At 59.7% G+C, this 19,056-nt stretch carries 16 protein-coding genes and 1 tRNA gene; 5 read left to right on the forward strand and 12 right to left on the reverse strand.

Going from position 1 to position 19,056, the window contains the following annotated elements; translation table 11 throughout:
- Window positions 1-117 precede the first annotated feature (117 nt).
- From DevBK_RS05875 to DevBK_RS05890, 4 genes are all read right to left on the reverse strand, one after another.
- Window positions 118-423 carry a hypothetical protein gene (locus DevBK_RS05875; RefSeq protein WP_317184782.1) on the reverse strand — a complete coding sequence of 102 codons (306 nt, stop codon included), beginning with the start codon at window positions 421-423 and terminating at the stop codon, window positions 118-120.
- A 67-nt stretch (window positions 424-490) separates the two neighbouring features.
- Complete coding sequence (locus DevBK_RS05880; RefSeq protein WP_317184783.1) at window positions 491-829, reverse strand: DUF2322 family protein; 339 nt, start codon at window positions 827-829, stop codon at window positions 491-493.
- A 98-nt stretch (window positions 830-927) separates the two neighbouring features.
- Window positions 928-2,337: a type I glutamate--ammonia ligase gene (gene glnA, locus DevBK_RS05885; RefSeq protein ID WP_317184784.1), complete on the reverse strand. Its 1,410-nt coding sequence runs from the start codon at window positions 2,335-2,337 to the stop codon at window positions 928-930.
- A gap of 58 nt (window positions 2,338-2,395) precedes the next feature.
- The gene (locus tag DevBK_RS05890; protein ID WP_046136017.1) at window positions 2,396-2,734 is read right to left on the reverse strand and encodes a P-II family nitrogen regulator; all 339 of its coding nucleotides are present in this window, start codon (window positions 2,732-2,734) and stop codon (window positions 2,396-2,398) included.
- 363 nt (window positions 2,735-3,097) lie between these two features.
- On the opposite strand from DevBK_RS05890, the gene DevBK_RS05895 reads away from it, so the two are divergent.
- The 4 genes from DevBK_RS05895 (at window position 3,098) to DevBK_RS05910 (ending at window position 7,852) form a co-directional block, all read left to right on the forward strand.
- Window positions 3,098-4,807, forward strand: coding sequence for a methyl-accepting chemotaxis protein (locus tag DevBK_RS05895; RefSeq protein ID WP_317184785.1), 1,710 nt, complete (start codon window positions 3,098-3,100; stop codon window positions 4,805-4,807).
- A gap of 201 nt (window positions 4,808-5,008) precedes the next feature.
- Window positions 5,009-5,093: transfer RNA gene (locus DevBK_RS05900), tRNA-Leu, on the forward strand.
- Window positions 5,094-5,139: 46 nt separating this feature from the next.
- Window positions 5,140-6,519: a trigger factor gene (gene tig, locus DevBK_RS05905; protein ID WP_317184786.1), complete on the forward strand. Its 1,380-nt coding sequence runs from the start codon at window positions 5,140-5,142 to the stop codon at window positions 6,517-6,519.
- Window positions 6,520-6,664: 145 nt separating this feature from the next.
- Complete coding sequence (locus DevBK_RS05910; protein WP_317184787.1) at window positions 6,665-7,852, forward strand: GGDEF domain-containing protein; 1,188 nt, start codon at window positions 6,665-6,667, stop codon at window positions 7,850-7,852.
- A 56-nt stretch (window positions 7,853-7,908) separates the two neighbouring features.
- Here DevBK_RS05910 and DevBK_RS05915 read toward each other — a convergent pair whose 3' ends face one another.
- Window positions 7,909-9,423, reverse strand: coding sequence for an ABC-F family ATP-binding cassette domain-containing protein (locus DevBK_RS05915; protein WP_317184788.1), 1,515 nt, complete (start codon window positions 9,421-9,423; stop codon window positions 7,909-7,911).
- A gap of 612 nt (window positions 9,424-10,035) precedes the next feature.
- Window positions 10,036-10,344: a hypothetical protein gene (locus tag DevBK_RS05920; protein WP_317184789.1), complete on the reverse strand. Its 309-nt coding sequence runs from the start codon at window positions 10,342-10,344 to the stop codon at window positions 10,036-10,038.
- Window positions 10,345-10,550: 206 nt separating this feature from the next.
- Between DevBK_RS05920 and parE the strand changes: the two genes are divergently transcribed.
- The gene (gene parE / locus DevBK_RS05925; RefSeq protein ID WP_317184790.1) at window positions 10,551-12,578 is read left to right on the forward strand and encodes a DNA topoisomerase IV subunit B; all 2,028 of its coding nucleotides are present in this window, start codon (window positions 10,551-10,553) and stop codon (window positions 12,576-12,578) included.
- 209 nt (window positions 12,579-12,787) lie between these two features.
- Here the strand turns inward: parE and DevBK_RS05930 are convergent, their stop codons facing one another.
- From DevBK_RS05930 to DevBK_RS05955, 6 genes are all read right to left on the reverse strand, one after another.
- Complete coding sequence (locus tag DevBK_RS05930; RefSeq protein WP_317184791.1) at window positions 12,788-13,624, reverse strand: MBL fold metallo-hydrolase; 837 nt, start codon at window positions 13,622-13,624, stop codon at window positions 12,788-12,790.
- On the reverse strand, window positions 13,624-14,403 hold the full coding sequence (locus DevBK_RS05935; RefSeq protein WP_317184792.1) for a TatD family hydrolase: 780 nt from the start codon (window positions 14,401-14,403) through the stop codon (window positions 13,624-13,626). The genes DevBK_RS05930 and DevBK_RS05935 overlap by 1 nt, the downstream gene beginning before the upstream one ends.
- Window positions 14,404-14,405: 2 nt before the next feature.
- Window positions 14,406-15,956 carry a methionine--tRNA ligase gene (metG, locus tag DevBK_RS05940; protein ID WP_317184793.1) on the reverse strand — a complete coding sequence of 517 codons (1,551 nt, stop codon included), beginning with the start codon at window positions 15,954-15,956 and terminating at the stop codon, window positions 14,406-14,408.
- Window positions 15,956-16,978 (reverse strand): AAA family ATPase, encoded by a 1,023-nt coding sequence (locus DevBK_RS05945; protein ID WP_317184794.1) that lies wholly within the window; start codon window positions 16,976-16,978, stop codon window positions 15,956-15,958. Before DevBK_RS05945 ends, metG begins: the two co-directional genes overlap by 1 nt.
- Entirely contained in the window at window positions 16,975-17,661 is a 687-nt protein-coding gene (gene tmk / locus DevBK_RS05950) for a dTMP kinase (RefSeq protein WP_317184795.1), read from the reverse strand. Before tmk ends, DevBK_RS05945 begins: the two co-directional genes overlap by 4 nt.
- 216 nt (window positions 17,662-17,877) lie before the next feature.
- Window positions 17,878-19,020 carry a D-alanyl-D-alanine carboxypeptidase family protein gene (locus tag DevBK_RS05955; RefSeq protein WP_244484092.1) on the reverse strand — a complete coding sequence of 381 codons (1,143 nt, stop codon included), beginning with the start codon at window positions 19,018-19,020 and terminating at the stop codon, window positions 17,878-17,880.
- Window positions 19,021-19,056: the final 36 nt, after the last annotated feature.

A 19,056-nucleotide genomic window follows, 5' to 3' on the forward strand; every position in this document is an offset into this window, starting at 1 on the left:
CGATTGTTTTGATCGGCGGCGCGCGTCGAATTCACGCATCCGCCATTGGCTTAGCTTCTGAGGCATCTGGAGCTTTTGCGGCCGGGCATGATCACAAGCCCGACCACAAAATTCAGCTCAGCTTGCGGCAGGAAGGTCCAGCTCGCCGCCGATTTCCACCGCTTCGGTCTTTTTGTCGTAGACGCAGATGACGCTCTTGGTCGTGGTGGCGTCGGCCTTGCCGGTGACGACAGCCAGTCCATAGTTCTCACTGCCGAAGGGATCGACAGTCGTTCGGGCATCGGTGAGGATTTCGCTGGTGGCTCCGAGGCAGGCTTCCTCGACCTTGGTTGCGAACTCTGCCCAGGCATCGTCGGAGGATGCGAAGGCGGATGGTGACGCGGCGGAAAGAAGCAGCGCCGCCAGGGTTAGTCTCTTCAGCATGTCTTGGTTATCCCGATGATGTCGTTGGGAAAGTTTGCAACGAGATGCGGTTGTTTGAAGGCAAGGGTCAGGCGTGGTCCTTGGCAATGATCCGGATCGCGAGCGGTTCGGCGCCATCAGCGATGGCAATAAGACGGTCGATATTGGGATGGGCACCGGGACGATTGCGCGCATCGGCGGTGTGTTCGCCGAACATGTCGAGACCGTGACGGGCGGCATTGGCATCGAGCGCACCAAAGCTCTCTCGAAGGTATTGATAGACCGCGACTGAGCCCTGCTTTCCGGGTTGATTCTCGATGGTGGCGACGACTGTGTCAGTCCCGTCGATCAGGTCGATACGGGCGATGGCGTCGATGGCTGGAAGCTGCTGCAGGTTGTCTTTGAAAGACGGACTAGGGGTTATCATGGACTTGGGTTCCTGATCGTCGGCAGTTGATGAGCGCGAAACACCCGTAAAACAAAAAGGGCCCCGAAGGGCCCTTCTCTCATTCTTGGTTCCAGCAATTAGGCCGAGAAGTACATTTCGTATTCGACCGGGTGCGGGGTCATTTCGACGCGGAGGACTTCCTGCATCTTCAGCTCGATGTAGGCATCAATGAAGTCGTCGTCCATGACGCCGCCGACCTTGAGGAAGTCACGGTTCTTGTCGAGGTTTTCCAGCGCTTCGCGGAGCGAACCGGAAACGGTCGGGATTTCCTTGAGTTCGTCCTTCGGCAGCTCATAGAGATCCTTGTCCATCGGCTCGCCGGGGTGGATCTTGTTCTTGATGCCATCAAGGCCGGCCATCAGCAGCGCAGTGTAGGCCAGGTACGGGTTTGCCAGCGGATCGGGGAAGCGAACTTCGACGCGCTTGGCCTTCGGTGACTGGCCGAAAGGAATACGGCACGAAGCCGAACGGTTACGGGCCGAGTATGCCAAGAGAACCGGAGCTTCGAAGCCGGGCACCAGACGCTTGTAGGAGTTGGTGGTCGGGTTGGTGAAGGCGTTGATCGACTTGGCATGCTTGATGACGCCGCCGATGTAGTAGAGGCAGTCCATCGAGAGGCCGGCATACTGGTCGCCGGCGAAGAGCGGCTTGCCGTCCTTCCAGATCGACATGTGGCAGTGCATGCCCGAACCGTTATCGCCATAGACAGGCTTCGGCAGGAAGGTTGCGGTCTTGCCATAGGCATTGGCAACCTGCTGTACGGCATACTTGTAGATGAGGACGTCGTCAGCCGACGCGATCATCTGCTTGTACTTGAGGCCGAGTTCGTGCTGGGCGGAAGCCACTTCGTGGTGGTGCTTCTCGATGATGACGCCCATCTGGCCCATGGCTTCGAGCATTTCGCCGCGCATGTCCTGGGCGCTGTCGAGCGGCGGAACCGGGAAATAGCCCTTCTTGAGGCCGATGTGGTGGCCGTTATTGCCGGCTTCATATTCGGTGTTGTTGTTAGTCGGCAGTTCGGCGGCGTCGAGGGCGAAACCAACATTGTAGGTGGTTGCCGAGTAGCGGACGTCGTCGAAGATGAAGAATTCGGGCTCTGGACCGAATACGACGGTGTCGCCGATACCGGACGACTTGACGAGGCCTTCGGCCTTCTTCGCGATCGAGCGTGGGTCGCGGTTATAAGGCTGATAGGTTGCTGGCTCGAGAATGTCGCAGTTGATGGCGAGGGTCGAGGCAGCGAAGAAGGGGTCGATATAGGCCGAGTTCGGATCGGGCATCAGCACCATGTCGGACTCGTTGATGGCCTTCCAGCCAGCGATCGAGGAACCGTCGAACATCACGCCGTCTTCGAACATGTCTTCGTCGACGACCGAAACGTCCATGGTAACGTGCTGCAGCTTGCCGCGCAGGTCGGTGAAACGCACGTCGAGATACTTGATGTTCTCGTCCTTCATGCGCTGGATAATGTCTGCACCGGTCGTCATAGGTCTTCCCCTGTCTTAGACGGAAATTTTTGTTTGATGGTTGGCAGGCGCGCGCTTCTTAGAGCGCGTCGTCGCCGAATTCGCCCGTACGGATACGGATGGCCTGCTCGATGGAATAGACGAAAATCTTGCCATCGCCGATACGGCCGGTCTGGGCTGCATTGCGGATCGCCTCGATCGCCTTTTCGGCGAGATCATCGGGGCAAACTACCTCAACCTTCACCTTGGGCAGGAAGTCGACCACATATTCTGCACCACGATAGAGCTCGGTATGGCCCTTTTGACGGCCAAAACCCTTGGCTTCGGTCACGGTGATACCCTGCAAGCCAACTTCCTGCAGCGCCTCTTTGACTTCGTCGAGCTTGAACGGCTTTACGATCGCCTCGATTTTTTTCAACTGGTGCCTCCTGACCGTTTTGGCCCGTTTCGCCAGATTGTATGCACGGCCTGTGCCAGCCTATGCCAAAGAAGAAAAGTTAGCGTATTTAAGGATTTAGCTGGCGGGACCATGTCGTGTCCTTACGCACGAAACCCGGCGTTGATTATTTTTTAGCCAGACTGCCGATTGTTTTGGCGGTTTTCGGGCAGTGAGGGTCGAGGCGAGGCAGCGACTGATCAAAAAGCAAGCATGACCACGCATGCGTATTTTAGATTAAGTTCGGTTTTCGCATGAATTATGAATATGTCAGGAGAAAATTTACCTAACCCAGTTACCAAATAGCCTACGTACTATTCCGTGCGTTACCCCTGGGGGGATACGTTGAAAATCCGCCTTTTCAATCGCGCAGACCGCCAACTGGCGCAAAACAATAGCGCTATGCTCGATGCCATTTCGCGCGCGCTGGCCGTTATCGAATTCGATCTTAATGGCAATATTTTATACGCTAACCAGAATTTCCTGGACGTCATGGGCTATGCGCTGGACGAGATCCGCGGCAAGCACCATCGCATCTTTGTCGAACCGACCGAATCCGAAGGCGCTGATTACAAGGCTTTCTGGAAGCGCCTAGCCCAAGGCGAATTTCAGGCCGCCGAATATCGCCGCCTCGCCAAAGGCGGGCGGGATGTGTGGATCCAGGCGAGCTACAACCCGGTGATGGATGCCGAAGGCAAGCCGGTCAAGATCGTCAAGTTTGCCACAGACATCACCAGCGCCAAGCTGAGTTCGGCTGACTTCGCGGGACAGATCGCTGCCATCTCACGTTCGCAGGCCATCATCGAATTCTCGCCGCAAGGCGAAGTACTCGACGCCAATGCCAATTTCTGTTCCGCGCTCGGCTATCGTCTCGACGAGATCAAGGGCCGGCATCACCGGCTCTTCGTGCAGGAAAAAGAAGCCAGCTCTGCCTCTTACAAGCAATTCTGGGACGCACTCGGCCGCGGCGAATACCAGGCAGCCGAATATCTGCGCATCGGCAAGGGTGGCAAGGAGGTCTGGATCCAGGCCACCTATAATCCGATCTTCGATTTGCACGGCAAAGTCTTTAAAATCGTCAAATACGCGACCGACGTGACGGACCGGAAGCGTGCGGTCAATCTTCTAGGCGAAGGCCTGGGCAAACTTGCGGAGGGCGATCTGCGCGGCCGGATCAATCAGACGTTCAAAGGCGAACTCGACGTCGTGCGCATTGCCTATAATGACACGGTCGACCGTTTTGCCGAGATCATCTCGCGGCTCCGCCGGTCTTCGAGCATGCTGCATTCGGCAACGGGCGACATTCTCGCTGGTGCCAATGATCTTGCCGAGCGCACCTCTCGTCAGGCCTCGGCGATCCAGGAAACCAGCACGGCCATGGACCATCTTTCGGAAACCGTGGAAGAGAATGCGACCCGAGCCAATGCCGCAAGCGGCAAGGCCCGTGCAGTCTCCAAAACGGCCGAAGCCAGCGGTGCAGTCATGAGCGAAGCGAAGGACGCGATGGGGCGTATCCTGACGTCATCGTCGCAGATCTCCAACATTGCCGGCATGATCGACGACATCGCCTTCCAAACCAATCTCTTGGCGCTCAACGCTTCTGTGGAAGCGGCGCGGGCGGGCGAAGCTGGCAAGGGCTTTGCCGTGGTGGCCGTGGAAGTGCGGCGCCTGGCACAATCGGCGGCAGAAGCCTCGGCTGAGGTCAAATCGCTGATCGAGCGCTCATCCACCGAAATCGCAACGGGGTCACGGCTCCTGTCCGATGCGGCAGAACGCATTGCCAGCATGCTTGGCGATGTGCGTGAGAACAGCGATCTGATGGATGCCATCGCCAGCGGCAGCAAGGCGCAATCGAGCGCCATTGCCGAAGCGGCAGCATCGGTGCGGCAGATGGACGAGATGACGCAGCACAATGCGGCTCTGGTCGAAGAAACCAATGCCGCCATCGAGCAGACAGAAGGCCAGGCCCGCGAACTCGAGGACATCGCCGAGATCTTCCTCGTGGGCGGGAGTGGCGAAGAAACGGGCCGGTCGACGCAGCGTCGTGTTGCTTAAGCGCTGAGCCAATAGTGCCTCTATTGCCGGTGACCGGGTGCAATCCTGGTTGCCGGCAGAGCTTTTTTGGGTGTGTTAGCGCGTCAAGGCGTGAAATCTTGGCTAAAGGCCCCAGCATTCGGCTCGAATGCCCAATCGAGGCTTTGACTGGCCCACACACTTCATATAGATGCATCCCAACCCGGCCGACGGGGTACCCATGCGGGTGTGGCGGAATTGGTAGACGCACTGGATTTAGGTTCCAGCGCCGCAAGGCGTGGAGGTTCGAGTCCTCTCACCCGCACCATCTCGGTCCTGGCCTAACGAGATCAAACAATACGGGAATAACCCCCATGCAGGTTACTGAAACCCTCAATGAAGGCCTGAAGCGCAAGCTCAGCGTCACGATCCCGGCGGCGGATCTCAATTCTCGCCTCGACGCGAAGCTGGACGAACTCAAGGGCCAGGCCAACATCAAGGGCTTCCGTCCCGGCAAGGTGCCGACCGCGCACCTGAAGAAAGTCTATGGCCGCTCGGCCATGTCCGAAGTGATGACCGACGCGATCAACTCGACCGTGTCCGATACGCTCGACGAGCGTAAGGAACGCGCCGCAGCGCAGCCCAAGGTTGACCTGCCGCAGGACCAGAACGTCATCAACGACGTGCTCGATGGCAAGTCGGACCTCTCATTCGAAGTCGAATACGAAGTGCTGCCGCCGGTTTCGCTGATGGACCTCAAGGGCCTCAAGCTGAACAAGCCTGTGGTAGAAGTCACCGAAGAAGAAATCGACGCTGAAGTGAACCGTGTGTTCGCCCAGAATCGTGGCTACACCGACAAGGGTGATGGCGCAGTTGTCGAACAGGGCGACCGTCTCGGTCTCTCCTTCGTCGGCAAGATCGATGGCGTCGAATTCCCAGGCGGCAAGTCCGACCACGCTCACCTGACCGTCGGCTCGAACGAATTCATTCCTGGCTTCGAAGAACAGCTCGTTGGCCAGAAGAAGGACGAGACCCGGACGATCACGGTCACCTTCCCGGCCGACTATAACAATACCGAACTTGCCGGCAAGGAAGCCACGTTCGACGTCACCGTGCTGCACGTTGACGGCCCGAACCAGGGCGAGCTCGACGATGAATTCGCCAAGCGCCTTGGCCTCGATGACGTTGCGGCCCTCCGCAACACCATCAAGGAACAGATGGACTCCGCGCTCGACAGCATGAGCCGTCAGCACGTCAAGCGCCAAATTCTCGACGCGCTCGACGAAGGCCACAAGTTTGACGTTCCGGAACAGCTCGTCGACGCTGAATTCGCCACCATCTGGCAGCGCGTTCAGCACGAAGTCGAAGGCCACGGCCGTTCTTTCGAAGACGAAGGCACGACCGAAGAAGAAGCCCGCGAACAGTACAAGCGTATTGCCGAGCGCCGCGTTCGCCTCGGCCTCGTCGTTGCCGAAATCGGCAACCAGAACGAAGTTCAGGTGACGGACGACGAACACCAGCAGGCTCTGCTTGCTGAAATCCGTCGCTTCCCGGGCCAGGAACAGCAGGTTTACGACTACTACCGCAAGAACGCCCAGGCTCTCGCGAGCCTCCGCGCGCCGGTTTTCGAAAACAAGGTCGTCGACTACATCGCCAGCCTTGCCGACCAGACCGAAGCCAAGATGTCGCGCGACGACCTGGCCAAGTTGATCCAGGCCGATGAGAACGACGTTCCGGAAGAGCATCACCACTAAGGTTTGCTCCGTACGTATTCTGGAAGGCCGTCCCTCGGGGCGGCCTTCTTGTTTTTAACGAAGACGTCATGCGAGGTTAATGCGTTGTTGGGACCGGCACGGTAGGGTCGCAGCGGGACAGGGAACGAAGTGGGGTGTCGTTCACGTGCAGGATCAGATCTTGTTTTCGCTGGTCAATCCGATTGTCAGCTTTCTGTTTTCCGCGACATTCGGAATCATCTGGTTTTACCAACGGCGCTATTTGCATCTCGTGACGCTGGCGCTCGCCTTCCTCTTCATGGGCTTTGGTTTCGTCGTCTACGAGTTCAGGCTGTTCATCGGCCCGGGCGAAGTCAACATTCCCGCCAATGCGTTCTATGTTGCGACGGTTACCCTGGCCTGTTCGAGCGCCTTGCAGCGGCGGAATGTCGAGGTCCCTGCCCCGTTTCTCACCGCCATCATCGTTGCAGGTGCAATTCCCTTTTCCTGGTATCTCTTTATCGATCCCTCCACACCGGCGCGCATCTTCACGACGTCGGCGATGTTCATGGCCATTACTGCAACGACCTTCATCAACCTCGTTCGGCAATCCGACCGCACCTTGGCGGACAAGCTCTTCGAAGCCGGCGTGGCGCTGGCCTTCTTCATCGCGCTGATCCGGCCGAGCCTCGTCATTCTCGGCATCCTCGATATCCAGAGCCCCACCGGGTTTGCGGGATCGGAATACTGGACCTCGATCCGCGCCTTCAGCCCGATCCTGTCCTTCGTCGTGGCGCTGCTGTTTATCGTCGGCATTGGCCTCGATACGATCAGCCATCTCAAGAGCCAGGCCGACCGCGATTTCCTCACAAACCTCCTCAACCGCCGCGGCTTCGAAACCAAGGCCAGCGAAGCGCTCAAGCGCGATTTCGCCAATTCCCGGCAGCCGGCAATCCTCCTTGGCGACATCGACGACTTCAAGAAGGTCAATGATAGTTTCGGCCACAAGGTGGGCGATGCGGTGATCATAGCCGTCGCGCGGGTCATGGCACGCTATGGCGGCGCACTGCTCGCGGGGCGTGTCGGCGGCGAAGAATTCGCACTCTACTATAATGACGTCGACCGCGCGCAATTGCAGGAAGCGGCGCGGGTGATCAAGGCAGCGCTGACCGAAGTCAGCGTGCCGGGCCTGCCGGACGACTACCCCATTACGATGAGCATCGGGCTGCATATGAGCTATAGCCAGGAAGCGCTCACCGATATGATTGCCCGGGCCGACCAGGCGCTCTATCGCGCCAAGCGCGAGGGCAAGGACAAGGCCGTCATCACGGCTGTTCAGTTGCACCTCGCCGTGCGGAACGGCGTGACCGGCTAAGCTGGCCGCAGAACTGCCCGCCGCAAAGCCGGGCACCCTTCGTTTTGTCCTACTGTCTAGCCCGAAGCCATTTCGGCGAAGAAGTCTTCTGGGCCTTCGACTTCTTTGAGACGCTTGCCTACGATCTGGACGAAGCGGGTGCCGACGCCGCGGATAAAGGCGCGGTCGTGGGAGACCAGCAGACAGGTGGCACCATGCTCGGCGATGTCTGCCTCGAGCTGTTCTTGCCCCGGAATGTCGAGATGGTTGGTCGGCTCGTCCAGCAGATAGAAGTTTGGCTGCTGCAGGCGCAACGCCAATAGGGCGAGACGCGACCGCTGTCCAAGTGAAAGCGTGCGAATGGACTTGCTCTGCCGCTCCGGCTCAAAGCCTGCGCCGGCGAGGAGGCTGATGCTGCGTCGGTCGCCTTCATTGTAGCGCGTAAGGATGAAATCCAGCGGCGTCATATTGAGGGGCAGCCAATCGAGGGCCTGATCAAGATAGCCAGGGACGATCTGCGGACTGAGCCTCATACCGTCGACGGATGTGTTCTGGAGGGCGGCAGCGACACGGTTGACCAACTGCGACTTGCCGGCGCCGTTGCGGCCCAAAAGGACGACGCGATCCCCCTGGAAGATATGCAGCTTATCGATGGAGAATAACGGCCGACCGTCTGGCGTCTCTATCGCCATGTTTTCAAAAGCCAGCATGACACGGGCCTCTGCACCGCTATTGCCCAGCATAACCTTGCCAGTCTTCTCGCGGTGAACCGAAACGGCCTGGGTCTCGATCTTTTCCGCACGCTCGCGAAGCTGCTTGGATTTGACCGTCAGCAGATCGCTGCCGGAGTTGATGCCGATATTGGTGAGCTTGGCCGCCTGCTTGCGCAGTTGCGCAACTTCCTTAAGATCGCGTTGGCGCTGGTGCTCGGCAGATTGGTCCGCCTCATCAAGGGCAAGGCGCGCATGACTATACGGCAGCGGAAAGAAGTGAGACTGCTCCGGACGAAGGAAAAGCGTTCGATTGGTCGCTGCGTCGAGAAACTGCCGGTCGTGGCTCGCCATGATGACAATCGTCTGGCGCGGCAAGGCCGCAAGCCAGGTTTCGAGCGCAGCGATGCGGCCGAGATCGAGATGGTTGGTGGGTTCGTCGAGAAGCAAGAGGTCCGGCTCGGTGACCCAGCCCCGCGCGATCAGCCCCAGACGCTGCCAGCCGCCGCTGAATTCGCGTAACGGCTTGCTGACCAGATCGAGTGGAAAGCCAAGGGAATCAAGGGCGACATCGGCGCGCCAGCCTTCGGATTCACGATCTGCCGGTGGCAGCGCAGCCTCGACGAAATCGCGCAGCGGCGTGTCGAGCGCGGCCTCGGGAACGTCTTGCGCCACATAGCCGATGGTGAGGCCACGGGAGCGGGAAAGTTCGCCCTCACTGAGTTCGGCCTGACCGATGATGGCTTTGAGGAGTGTGGATTTGCCGCGCCCATTGGCGGCGACGAGACCAACCCGATCGCCATCGCTGAGCGACAAGGTCAGATCGGAAAAGAGGACCTGGTTCGAGCGGAGACTGGCATTGCGGAGGCTGAGATTTGCCATTGGAGAGGTCTTTCTGGGGAGCGCAGCGACAAGGCGCGCGCGAATTCCATCGATAAGGCATCCCGACCGAAGTCAGCATGCCGTGACGGGCAAACCAGAAGGATCAATGACTTTTAGAGAGCGTCCGAACCGTGCTGGTCAGCCCTGCAGCTTGAGCCACAGGGCATGAACGGGGCCACGCTGGCGATGATGATAAAAAGCAGTCATGCATCTCTCCCCGGTTCGATTGGACAGATAGAGACCTAATCCAAGGTCCTTACAAAGGCAAGGCATCAAGTCAGATAGAAAACCAAGCTCGCGAGAAGCATTGCGCCAAAGCGCGGGACGCGAAACTGTGCCAGCCGGTACGCAATACTGAAGGATCCGGCTCTCGGCAAAACGCCAGCAGAAGAACCGAAATGGGGCGCTGGATACGCAGTACTGGTCCCATTTCGGGTTCGCATACGGCAACTCCATACAAAAAACCGCATGCGCCCAGAGTTAGCAGGGCGCGCTTAAGAAAGTGCTTTCAAGATGCAAACGAGGGGTAAACTCAGACACTAAACTTGGCCCGAATTTGAACGCATCACAGGAGAAAGCCAGGAAGTCCGGGCTTTCTCACGTGGCGAACAATCAGCGAAGTTGCTGGATATCCTTGATCCGATCGCGGCAATAATCGAACTTGATCAGATAGGTTACGCCATCGCGGCTTGCTTTGACCTGAACAACGCCGCTGTCGGGGACGTTGAGGTAGATCCTCGAATATCCACGGGCGGCGATGGCTTCGCGGATCTGGCGGTCCGTATAGCACATGGCCATCCGCGGCTTGAAATCCTCGGCCTGATCGCCGAAATGAATCCCGAAGCCAAAGCTCTGCGCCGAGACGGGGGCAGCAAGCAATACGCCCATGAGAGCTGCAGAAAGTATCAAGCGCTTGGCCATGGCAGTCACTCCTCATCTCGTGCGGGATCGCATTATGCCAGAACGATGATGAACCCGAGAGAAGTTCCGTGTTCATTTTTCGTTCATGTTGACGTATACACTGAACGCCCTTGGCTGTGGAATTAAACGCGCGCGCCAGACCCGCACGAATCCTTGGGTTAAGATAGATTTTCGACGCCCGATTCGGGCTCAGCGATGGAATGTGTATGTCAGAGCCTATCGATCTCTTTGGCGGTTCCGCAGCCCCTGAGAACACCGTCCCGACCCCTGCTCCGAGCAAAGCGAGCACGCCCAAGGCGTCGCCTGTGGGTGGGGACAGTTATGGCGCGTCCGATATCGAGGTGCTCGAAGGGTTGGAGCCGGTGCGGCGCCGTCCTGGCATGTATATCGGCGGCACCGACGCCAATGCTTATCACCACCTCTTTGCCGAGGTGATTGACAACTCGATGGACGAGGCCATTGCGGGCCACGCGACGCGGATCGAAGTGCATCTGGGCGCCGACGGGTATCTGACCGTCGGCGACAATGGCCGCGGCATTCCGGTCGAAAAGCATCCGAAATTTCCGGGGCGCTCGACGCTGGAGATCGTGCACACGATTTTGCACGCCGGCGGCAAGTTCGACTCGAAGGCCTATGAGACTTCGGGCGGGTTGCACGGCGTTGGCGTTTCGGTCGTCAATGCGCTCTCGGACGACATGATTGTCGAGGTGGCCCGTGACCAGCAGCTTCATCGCATCATCTTTTCGCGCGGCAAGGTCGTCGAAGACGTCGTCAATGTCGGCCGGGTACAAAACCGTCGCGGTACGGTAACGCGTTTCCATCCCGATCCCGAGATCTTTGGAGCTGCGGCGCATTTCTCGCCGGGTCGAATTTTCCGGATGACCCGGGCCAAGGCCTATCTTTTTGGTGGCGTCGAACTGCGCTGGAGTTGTGACGAGAGCCTAGCGAGCGATGAAGTTCCGGCCAAGGCGGTGTTCCACTATCCCGACGGCCTGAAGGATTTCATGACCGCGCGGATCGAGGGCGAAACGCGCATCGTCGACGACATTTTCGCCGGCAAGACCGGTCGCCCTGGCAGCCATGGTTCGGTGGAATGGGCCATTGCCTGGACAATCGAGGATGGCAGCACCTCGTCCTATTGCAACACGGTGCCGACGCCTGATGGGGGCACGCACGAGGCCGGGCTGCGGCTCGTCCTGCTGCGTGGGCTCAAGAACTATGCCGAGCTGACCAAGAACAAGGCGGCGGCGGCGCTCACGGCGGAAGACGTGCTCGGGCATTGCAATGCGATGCTCTCGGTCTTCGTGCGCGAGCCCGAATTCGTTGGGCAGACCAAGGATAAGCTGGCCTCTCAGGAAGCGACGCGTATTGTCGAAAATGCGCTGCGCGATGCGTTCGACCACTGGCTTGGTTCGTCACCGCAGCAGGCCGGCAAGCTGCTTGATTGGGCTATCGAGCGCGCCGAGGAGCGTCTGCGTCGGCGCAAGGAAAAAGAGATCGACCGGGCGAGTGCGACGCGCAAGCTTCGGCTTCCTGGCAAGCTTGCCGACTGTACGCAGAACGCGGCGCAAGGCGCGGAACTGTTCATCGTCGAAGGCGACTCGGCTGGTGGCTCGGCCAAGCAAGCACGTAGCCGCGCCAATCAGGCTGTGTTGCCGCTTCGCGGCAAGATTCTCAACGTGGCTGGCGCGAGCCGGGAAAAGATGGCCGCGAGCCAGTTGATCTCGGACCTGATCCAGGCGCTCGGCTGCGGTACGCGCGATCGCTACACCGAGGATGATCTGCGTTACGACAAGATCATCATCATGACCGACGCCGACGTCGATGGCGCTCACATTGCTTCGCTGCTCATTACCTTCTTCTTCCAGGAAATGCCGCGGCTGATCGAGAACGGGCACCTCTATCTCGCCCTGCCCCCACTCTATCGGATCAGCCAGGGCGGCAAGACGCTCTATGCGCGCGACGATGCGCATCGGGCTGAGTTGATGGCAACCGAGTTCACAGGCAAGAGCAAGGTTGAAACGACCCGCTTCAAAGGCCTAGGCGAGATGCCGTTTGCCCATCTTCGCGAGACGACCATGTCGCCGAAGACCCGGACACTGCTTCAGGTGAAGGTGTTGGACGACCATGTTGCTACCAAGACAACGGTGGATCGTTTGATGGGGACCAAACCGGAAGCCCGGTTTGAGTTTATCCAGGAAAACGCGGCCTTTGTGACGGATCTGGACGTTTAGGGCCGCTTAGCCAGCCTGCTCTTGGAGCCCTCATGGTGAGGTGCTTTGCTCTGACAAAGCCTCGAACCACGGGGGCGAGCGAGTGAAGGCATTCGGGCAGACCCTCGTGGTTCGAGGCTACGCTGCGCTTCGCACCCCACCATGAGGGCTACTTGAAAATTTGGACACGGTAAGGGGCGGAGCACGGTGATAGCGCCCCTGCCATCAGCTTACCGATTCAATATTTTCCCACTTAGCACATCGATCCGCATGCCATCGAACGCCGGGGTGATATGCGCCGGGGTGGTGGCATCGGTCTCGGCGTAGTCAAGATCGATATGCATGTCGGTCAGGACTGCTTGGTGCGGCTGAAATTTCTTAATTAAATTAAGAGTCTCCGGCAGGCTCAGGTGACTCGGATGGGGCGTTGGGCGCAGGGCGTCGACGATCCAGAGATCGAGGTTGGAGACGGCGGCGTCGGACTGTGCGGGGATGCCTGAGAGATCGCAGCTATAGGCGACATTGGCGATGCGGAAGCCGAGGGAATCGATGTCGCCGTGGTTCTGGAGGAAGACCGTGACGTCGATGGTGCCGCCTGGGCCAGTGACGCTAAGTGCTTGGCTGGGCTCAACGGTGTGCGCGTTGAGGATCGGCGGATAGTTGCTGCCTGGCGGCGTGATGAAGCAATACCCGAAGGCCTCGAAAAGGCGCTCGCGGCATTCGGCGCTGAAGTAGACGTCGACGCGGCGACGGTTGTGAAGAGCGAGCACGCGGAGGTCGTCGATGCCGTGGGTGTGGTCGGCGTGCTCATGGGTGTAGAGCACGGCGTCGACGCGATCGACCTTGGCGTCGAGAAGCTGTTCGCGGAGGTCTACGCCGGTGTCGATCAGGATTCGTGTAGGTTTTTCAATGTCTTGCGTCCACCCTTCGATGAGAAGAGAGCAGCGGCGACGGCGGTTGCGAGGTTCCGACGGATCGCAAACGCCCCAGTCATTGGCGATGCGCGGCACGCCCCCGGAGGAACCGCAGCCTAAAATGGTCGCGATGATCCGGTCGGGCGCGGGCATTACTTTATGCCGGATTTCGAGAAGAGACGGCCGAAATTGGCTGTCGTTTCGGCGCCGAGCTGTTCGAGTGAGATGCCGCGGAGTTCGGCAACTTTTTCGGCCGTATGTCGGACGAAACTCGGCTCATTCGATTGGCCACGATGGGGAATCGGGGCTAGGTAAGGTGAGTCAGTTTCGACGATGTAGCGGTCCCCGGGGACAAGTTTCGCAACATCCTGAATTTCCTGGGCATTCTTAAAGGTAACGATGCCGGAGAAGGAAATGTAACCACCAAGTGCGAGAGACCGCTCTGCGAGATCGCGGCCGGCGGTGAAGCAGTGGAGGACGAAGGGGAAGGCCCCTGCCCGGCTCTCTTCTTCGAGGATGTTCGCCATGTCCTCGTCCGCGGCGCGGCTGTGGATAACCAGTGGAAGACCGGTGATGCGAGCGGCTGCGATATGGCGGCGGAGGCCGGTGGCCTGAGCCTCGCGCGGGGCGTTGTCGTAGAAGTAGTCGAGGCCCGCTTCACCGATAGCAATGCAACGGGGATGGGTACTTAGCCGGACAAGATCATCCGTTTGTATATGGGGCTCCTTGTCGGCATTGTGCGGATGCGTGCCGACCGAGAACCAGACGTTCGGGAAACGTTCCGCGATGGCGGCATAGGTGGAAAAGTTATCCACCAGTGTGGATATCGTCACCATTCCGGTAACGCCGACGGCCGCTGCACGCGCCATTACGCCGTCGATGTCAGCAGAGAGCGCCTCGAAGTCGAGATGGCAATGGCTGTCGATGAGCATGCTTATTCGGCCGGTTTTTCGAGGCGCGCGAAGACGCCTTGCGGTACTGGCAGGTCAGTATTTGGTACCATTCCGTTAACATTGAGCGCGGCCGAGAGTATTCTCTGGTCTTCGGGCACCGCCAACTGGTCCAAAAGGCGCGCGGCTGAGGCCGGAACGAAAGCGAGCATCGGAATGGCGATGCGTCGAACGGTGTCGACGGTGACGTAGAGCACAGTCGCCATGCGAGCCGGATCGGTCTTTTTCAGCGCCCAGGGTTCCTGGCCGGCGAAATAATTGTTGGCCGACGACAGGGCTGCGACGAGTGCGCCGGTGGCTTCGTGGACGAGTTGTGCGTCCATGGCCTTTTGGGCAGCGTCGAGCGCTTCGGTGACCTCGGCAATGATGGCATTGTCCGCGTCGGTCAATGTGCCGAGTGTGGGCACCTTGGCGTCGCAGTTCTTGTTGATCATCGAGAGCGAGCGCTGCGCGAGATTGCCGAGATTATTGGCAAGATCGGCATTGACGCGATTGACCAGCTTTTCGTTGGAATAGTCGCCATCGTTGCCGAAGGAAACTTCGCGCAGGAAGAAGTAGCGGACGGCATCGGGGCCGAAGGTTTCTACGAGCTGGAACGGATCGATGACGTTGCCGAGCGACTTGCTCATTTTCTGGCCATCGACGGTCAAGAAGCCATGGGCGAAGACGCGGTGCTGAACCGGCAGGCCAGCGCTCATCAGGAAAGCGGGCCAATAGACGGTGTGGAAGCGGATGATGTCCTTACCCACGACATGGAGATCGGCGGGCCAGAATTTCTTGAAGAGTTCGCTCTGCTCGTCGGGGTAGCCGACGCCGGTAATGTAATTGGTCAGGGCATCGACCCAGACATACATGACGTGGCCTTCGCCGCCTGGAACGGGCACGCCCCAATCGAAGGTGGTGCGGGAGACCGAGAGGTCTTGGAGGCCGCCTTTGACGAAGGAGATGATCTCATTGCGACGCTCTTTGGGCGCGATGAAATCGGGGTTGGCTTCGTAGAGCGCGAGAAGCTTTTCCTGATAGGCGGAAAGGCGGAAGAAATAGGTCGGCTCTTCGACCCATTCGACTTCGGCGCCGGAGGGGGCAAAGCGCTTGCCGTCCTTTTCCGTCAGCTCGGCTTCGTCGAAATAGGCCTCGTCGCGTACCGAATACCAGCCCTTATAGGTGGATTGGAAAATGTCGCCGTTCTGGCTCGCTTCCATCTTCTTCCAGATGGCTTGCGAGGCGTCATAGTGGCGCTGTTCGGTGGTGCGGATAAAATCGTCGTTGGAGAGATTCAGTTCGGCGGCGAGTTTGCGGAACTCGGCCGAATTGCGATCGGCCAATTCACGGACAGGAATGCCTTCCTTGGCCGCGGTCTGCACCATCTTGATGCCGTGCTCGTCCGTCCCGGTGAGGAAGTACACTTCTCGGCCCTCGAGCCGCTTCCAGCGGGCGATGGCGTCGGTGGCGATCATCTCGTAGGCGTGCCCGATATGCGGCGCACCATTGGGATAGGAGATCGCGGTCGTGACGTAAAAGGGCTTGGCGGTCATTATGGCTCGGCGGGAATGGCAGTCGTGTTGAGGTGCTTCCTGATGGCATCGAAGAGCACGGACAATGTCTGCTTCATGTCGAGATTGACGCTGTCGGCTTCGCTCAGGAGCGCGTTTGCCTTGTCCCATAGGTCCGTGGCGGAGGCAAGCCGCAACCGCGAACCGGGGCCGAAAGCGGCGTTGCGGGCTTCGTCAGCCAGCCAATCGAGAAGGATCTCGCGAGCAAAGGACATGTCCGGCCCCTGCGGATCGGCACCGAGCGCATCGGCGAGCGCTATCGCGGCACCGGCAGGAAGGCTTTGAGGCGATTGGAGCCAGGCGATGAGAACGCCGACGGAAGAGTCCGGCGAAAGCGCCAGGGTTTCGAAGGCGCGCCGGGGTCTACCGCCGGCGAGGCGCAGGGCGCGGTCGAGGGTTTCGCCATCGATATCGGGCAGGCTGCCGGTGACGACGGTGGCCACCTGTTCATCGGGCAGCGGGCGCAGTGCGATATTGTGGCAGCGGGATTTGATGGTCGGGAGAAGCTGGCCCGGGCGGTGCGACACGAGGAGGAAGGTCGTATCGGCGGGCGGTTCTTCGAGGGTTTTGAGGAGCGCGTTGGCTGCGGACGGATTGCAATCGTCGATGGAGTCGAGAATGGCGATGCGATGACCGAGGCGACCGCGCGTATGATGGAGGGCATCGCGAAGTTCGCGGACGTCTTCGACGCGAATGATTGTGTAAAAGCCCTTGGCGTCCTTGGGACGACGACGGAGGACGAAGAGGTTTGGATGGGACAGCGCCGTGACCTGTTCAGTCACGCGCGCGGCACCCTCATCGCCGGTCGCCGTCAGGATGGCCGCGGCGAGTTCGAAGGCGAAGGTGGCCTTGCCAATGCCTTGCGGGCCATGGAGCATGATCGCTCCGGGTAAGCGGCGCTCAGCGACCTGCTGCAGGATCGCGGCGCGGGCGGCGTCGTGGCCGATTGCCTGATGGCGCTCTTCGGGGAGCGGCAGGCCGGCAAGAGCGGCAGGATCGGTCAAGCCTCGATCCCGGCATGCAATTCCGGAAAGCGCGACTGCACGACTTTCCAGATTTCCTTTTCGAGATTTTCCTCGCCCTGATCGGCGGAGAGAACCACGCAGCGATCGGTGTTGTTGCGGGCGATATCGAGGAAGCCATCGCGGAGGCGACGGTGCCAATCGAGCTCTTCCTTTTCGAAGCGGTCGCCGGTCAGGGCGAGGCCGTCTTCGATGGCGCGTTGGGCGACGCGCTTGAAAGCTAGTTCGGGATCCATGTCGAGGACAAGCGTGAGATCGGGCGTGTGACCATCGAGGGCCAGGCTTTCAAGCGCGTCGATCAGCTTGGGATCAACGCCGCCGGTGAGGCCCTGATAGGCGCGGGTGGAATCGGCGAAGCGATCGGAAATGACCCACGTGCCCTTGGAGAGATTGGGCGCGATTAACTGATGGACATGGTCGAGACGAGCGGCAGCGAAAAGCACGGCTTCGCCACCTGCGCCCCAGCTCTCGCTGCGGCCCTGGAGGATATACGAGCGGATCGCTTCGGCCTTGGGCGTGCCGCCGGGCTCGCGGGTTCGCACTGCTTCGACCGAAGCCGCTGCCAGATTGCTGACCAGCCGCTTGACCTGGGTCGATTTGCCAACCCCTTCCCCACCTTCAAAGGTGATGAAGCGTGCCGGCCTGCAATTTGGCGCTTCGAGCATGGGCTGGGTGATTCCTTGGTCGGATATCTTTTAGGTCAATGCGGGATGGGGGGAAAGGTTTTGGGACTTGGTTGAAATCCCGACCCCACCTAGCCTCCCCCTGGGAGGGGGAGGAATCGGTCGGTGGCTTACGGACAGCGAGACAAACTCGGTAAGTCCCTCCCCCTATCAGGGGGAGGTTAGGTGGGGGCGAACGGCTACCTGCCTGCGGCCGGCTCAAAGCCAACCCAGCGCCAACTGCTTGAGCGCATCGGTGGCGCGGCGAACCAAGTCGCCCTGGGGGACGTCTTCGGCCGCGAAGAGCGGGGCGCTTTGAACGAGTTCCTTGTTGCAGAACACTTGGAGTTCGGCGACCTGCTGGCCGGCGGCGACGGGGGGCATGAGGGGACCGGTATATTTGACCTCGGCGGAGAGGCAATCGCGGGAGCCGCGGGGCAGATAGAGAGCGATTTCGCCCTTGCCGACGAGGCCGACGCTGCCGATTTCGCCACCATAGACATCGGCATAGGCGACGACGCTGCCATCGGGATAGGCGGCGAAGCGCTCGAATGCGCGGGTGCCCCAGGTAAGAAGCTTGCGGCCTTCTTCGGCGCGTTCGCGCATGGAGCCAAGTCCGTGCACGACGGCGACAAGGCGGCGATCGCCCTGGGCTGTAGAGATGACGGCGCCATAACCGGCGGCTTGGGTGTGGCCGGTCTTGAGACCATCAACGCCGATGCCGACTTCGATCAGCGAATTGCGGTTGGCCTGCTTGATGCCATTCCACTCCATCTCGGGTTCGGAGAAGTAGTGGTAGAATTCAGGGAATTCGCGAATGAGATAGCGCCCGAGATTGGCGAGATCGCGGGCCGTCGAATATTCCTCCGGGTCTGGCAAGCCGGTAGCATTGGTGAAATGTGAGCCTTCGAGGCCGATCTGGCGGGCCAGTTCATTCATCATGCCGGCAAAGGTGCCCTCGGTGCCAGCAATGCCTTCGGCGAGGGCGATCGCGGCGTCATTACCCGACTGGATGATCACCGAGCGAATGAGATCTTCGACCGGAATCTGGGAATTGAGATCGGCGAACATGGTGGAGCCGCCGGAGGATGCGCCACCCGTGCGCCAGGCATTTTCGGAGATGAAGAAGGGATCGCTGAGCTTGATGCGGCCGGAGCGAAGCTCGTTGAAGACCACGGCAAGGGTCATGAGCTTGGTCATGCTGGCCGGCTCGAGCCGGGCGTCCGCATCCTTTTGGAAGATCACGGTGCCGGACTCGTAATCCATCAGCACGGCAAAGCGGGCATTTGTCTCAAAGCTTGTTTGACCGAGCGCCGGGAAGACGCCAATTACAGCGATCAGCAGGGCAAGAAGCAGTCTCACGGGCGATACCTTGCGTTGCGGCCGTATCGCCGGACA

The sequence above is a fragment of the Devosia sp. BK genome (genome assembly GCF_032907385.1).
Taxonomy (GTDB): domain Bacteria; phylum Pseudomonadota; class Alphaproteobacteria; order Rhizobiales; family Devosiaceae; genus Devosia.